Raw genomic sequence first — 4122 nt, 5'->3', positions numbered from 1 at the left:
ATTTCGTTTCTGTTCCAAATGTGACGGTAATTATGAATATTGCCAGGATCATCTGTTCTCACATGAGCATGTAAAAAAGCACCACCGTTAGGCGTAATTAGAAAAAGTAAATAATTCAAACAACATCAGGAGGCGCATTATGAAAAAAACGAAAATTATATGTACAATGGGACCAAATACAAACAACAGAGAATTGCTTAGTGACCTGGTTAATAACGGAATGGACGTTGCCCGCTTTAATTTCTCACATGGCGACCATGAAGAACATCTGGGCAGAATCCAGCTTGTAAAAGAAGTTCGTGCTGAACTGGGGATCCCAGTGGCTATGCTTTTAGATACCAAGGGACCGGAAATCCGGACCGGCGTTTTAAAAGATCACAAAAAAGTACAGTTAAAAGAAGCCGAAGAGTTTACCCTTGTAATGGAAGAAATCGAAGGCGATGAAAAAAGATGCTCCATTACTTATCCGGAATTGACAAAGGATGTAAAAAAAGGCGATTTTATTTTAATTGACGACGGCTTAATTGAACTTGTTGTGAAGAAAGTCTCCGAAAGAGAAATTGAGTGTGTTGTAGTAAACGGCGGTGAGCTTGGCGAACGTAAAGGTGTCAATGTACCAAATGTCAGCGTAAACCTTCCTGGTGTGACTGATAAAGATAAAGAAGATATTCTGTTTGGAATTGAGCAGGGATTTGATTTTATTGCAGCATCTTTTGTACGTAATGCCCAGTGTATCCGGGATATTAAAAAACTGTTAAAAGATCATCATGGTGAACATATTAATGTAATTGCTAAAATTGAAAATGCCGAAGGCATCGCAAACATAGATGAAATCATTGACGCAGCAGACGGAATCATGGTAGCAAGGGGAGACCTTGGTGTTGAAATTCCAGCCGATGAAGTTCCATATATCCAGAAAAAAATAATTAATAAATGTAATGAACATTATAAACCGGTTATCACTGCAACCCAGATGCTGGATTCCATGATCCGCAATCCACGCCCAACCAGAGCAGAAGCAGGAGATGTGGCAAATGCTGTATATGACGGCAGCGATGCAATTATGCTCTCCGGCGAAACCGCAATGGGTAAATATCCATTGGAAGCATTGAAAATGATGGGTAAAATTGCTGAGACAACGGAAAAGCATCTGGACTATAAAATGCTGGTGAAAAACAGTAAGGGCAGAAGGAAAAAAAATATTTCCAGTGCAGTTGGATTTGCAACCGTATCTACAGCACGTAACTTGGATGCAGCTTGTATTGTAATCCCGACCATTTCCGGACAGACCGCAAGACTGATCTCTAATTTCAGACCGGAAATGCCGATCTATGCTATTTCTCCAAATGAGTGCACCGTACGCAGAATGCAGCTCTACTGGGGAGTTTATCCCATGAAGGGAAATAACGAAAATACGACCGAGCACATTATTTCCAGCCCTATGATCACCCTGCGTCAGAAAAATCTCGTAAATAAAGGGGACCTGGTAATTTTTACAGCAGGAGATCCTGCTACGAATGTTGTAACCGGAGAGGGTGCCATTACAAACATGATGCATGTTTTACAAGCAAAATAGATTGGATTATTGAGAATGAAAAAAATATTTACCGAATCAAAATTACGAATTGTCATGGCTTCGGCTGTGACAATTATTCTAATTGTATTGACTATACTGGCAGTGAACGGCGATGGGATGCATAGCGGCAAACTGGTGCTTTCACTGCTTTTATCTTTTGCAGCCGGGTTTTCTATCGCTTTAAAATTTAAGCTTCCGAAGCCGGCGGGGATAGCTGCACTAATTGTCATACCCATACTGGCTCTCTGCACCATGGAGTTCTACACCCATGTACCTTGGGATCTGACTGTACTGATATTTATCCTGAATGTGATATTTTATTATCTGCTGTACGCAATCTGTACATTTTTACTGGGTTCCACGAGATGGGGATATATGCTTGCCACCGCAGTTCCAATGCTATTTGGAGTTGCCAACTACTTTGTTGTAAGCTTTCGATCCTCACCCATTGTGCCATGGGACTTTATGTCATTAGGCACCGCGATTACAATTACAGATAATTATACCTTTACTTTTTCTTACCGTCTGGTTTTTGTACTGATTGGCTTTATCTTTTTAATGATTCTTGGCGAAAAGACCGTTTTTCCGGTTAAAAGTATAAAGGTGCGTCTGATCGCCCTGCTTTTATCTGCTATTCTCATGACAGGCTATGTAACTGCAGTAAAAACGGACACTGTAAAAGATATGTTTGGGCTGGATGATATTCTATTTACCCCCAATGTACTATATCGGAACAATGGTTTTATGGTGGCGTTCCTGGCAAATCTGCGGTATCTGGACATTGAAAAACCAGAAGGCTACTCACCGGAAGAGGTTACAAAAATAGAGCAGGAGATTGAGAAAGAAAAAACATCCTCTGTCAATGCCTCCGCCAGTGATACAGAAAAGCAAAAGAAACCAAATATTGTGGTGATCATGAATGAAGCTTTTACAGACCTTGCTTATCGCGGCGATTTTGAAACAAATGAAGACTACATGCCTTTTATCCGTTCTATGGAAGAAAACACCATTAAAGCTGATATGTTTGTATCCGTAAAGGGCGGTAATACCGCAAATACAGAATTTGAATTTCTGACAGGGGATTCCATGGCATTCCTTCCTACAGGAAGTGTCGCATACCAGCAATATGTAAAAGGAAATATGCCAACACTGGCAAGTTACCTGAAGGGTATGGGGTATGCTACGACAGCCATTCATCCTTATTATGCAACAGGATGGAGCAGGGATAAGGTCTATTCTTATTTTGGATTTGATCAATTTTATTCCAAGGATGACTTTGATAACCCGGAAACAATCCGCGGCTATGTCAGCGACAAATCTGCATTTGATAAAGTGATCGAGACCTATGAAAACAAGACTCCCGGAGAACCGATGTTTGCCTTTGAAGTTACTATGCAGAATCATGGCGGTTACAGCAAAGAATATCCGGGATTTGAATCATCTATCGAATTAACACAGATACCGGAAGAAGAGAAGACATTGAGTGTCATCTCCACTGAACGATATCTGACCCTGGTGAAAGAAACGGATAAAGCTTTTGAAGAGTTAATAAATTATTTCAGCAACGTGGATGAAGATACCATTGTGGTCATGTTTGGCGACCATCAGCCTTCTGATTATATTGCAAATGCTATCCTGAGACTCAATGATATTGACCAGGAATCTTCCATTGAAGAGTTTCAGAATGGCTATAAGGTTCCGATGGTTATGTGGGCGAATTATGATATTGAAGAACAGGATATTGATCGAATCAGTGTGAACTATTTAAGTGGACTCTTAATGGAGCAGGCTGGCCTGCCTCTCACCGACTACCAGACCTATCTGCAGTCACTGCGTAAAACATTGCCTGTTATTACAGCAAATATTTACATTGACAAAGATGGGCAGTATTATGAGTATTCCGATGAGCCTTATCAAGATCTGTTAAACCAGTATTCCATGTTACAGTACAATCACTTATGTGATAATAAAAACCGTATTGATAAATTTTTCGGTGGGTAATGCTTTAGAGCGTGTTTTAAAATTGCTTTCTGGCAGCTATGCGTCACACTTAGTGGGAGATTTGTCCCATATGAAGGGCGCGTAGCGGGCTACGTAACCTGAATTCGGGGAAATATAGCGCAAAGTGGGGCGTGCAGATGGCGGGAATGAATTTTCAAACAGGCTCTAAAGGACTAAATGTACGAAAAACACAAATCAATACGGTTACGAAAGATAAAGATATTTCGGGGAGTTATACAAATGAAAAAAATATTTACGAAATCAAAATTTAGAATTGTGGTTTCCTTTTTGGTAACCTGTACACTTATATTACTTTCCAGTTTGGCGGCAATGCACAATAAGGGGCATGCCGTCCAGCTGGTTTTTTGTATTGTGTTTTCTTTGGCGGCTGGTGTGTTGATCTGTCTGGATCTGAAAATACCAAAATTAGTAACCATTCTATTCCTGCTTATTATTCCAATGCTATCATTAATTGGAATCGAATCATTTACACATGAAATTACTGATATTAAAAAAATTGTCATTTTACTTAATTTAGTATTTTA

General features: G+C 39.9%; 4 protein-coding genes and 1 pseudogene. 4 read left to right on the top strand and 1 reads right to left on the bottom strand.

Annotated elements, in window-relative coordinates; translation table 11 throughout:
- Positions 1-139: 139 nt before the first annotated feature.
- Complete coding sequence (pyk, locus tag ACH2DQ_RS04705) at positions 140-1576, top strand: pyruvate kinase (RefSeq protein ID WP_394911367.1); 1437 nt, start codon at positions 140-142, stop codon at positions 1574-1576.
- A 15-nt stretch (positions 1577-1591) separates the two neighbouring features.
- Positions 1592-3577: an LTA synthase family protein gene (locus ACH2DQ_RS04700; protein WP_394911366.1), complete on the top strand. Its 1986-nt coding sequence runs from the start codon at positions 1592-1594 to the stop codon at positions 3575-3577.
- 72 nt (positions 3578-3649) lie between these two features.
- On the opposite strand, the pseudogene ACH2DQ_RS04695 reads toward ACH2DQ_RS04700, so the two are convergent.
- Positions 3650-3700: pseudogene (locus ACH2DQ_RS04695) on the bottom strand (hypothetical protein); the annotation flags it as partial.
- A 14-nt stretch (positions 3701-3714) separates the two neighbouring features.
- On the opposite strand from ACH2DQ_RS04695, the gene ACH2DQ_RS04690 reads away from it, so the two are divergent.
- Positions 3715-3849, top strand: a complete 135-nt coding sequence (locus tag ACH2DQ_RS04690; protein WP_394911365.1) for a hypothetical protein — start codon at positions 3715-3717, stop codon at positions 3847-3849.
- The coding region (locus ACH2DQ_RS04685; RefSeq protein ID WP_395025765.1) for a hypothetical protein at positions 3818-4122 on the top strand (305 nt) is incomplete at its 3' end. The genes ACH2DQ_RS04690 and ACH2DQ_RS04685, both read left to right, overlap by 32 nt.

The sequence above is a fragment of the Robinsoniella sp. genome, assembly GCF_034124845.1.
The sequence above is the reverse complement of the archived record's forward strand: the minus strand, read 5'-3'. Positions and strand labels throughout refer to the sequence as shown.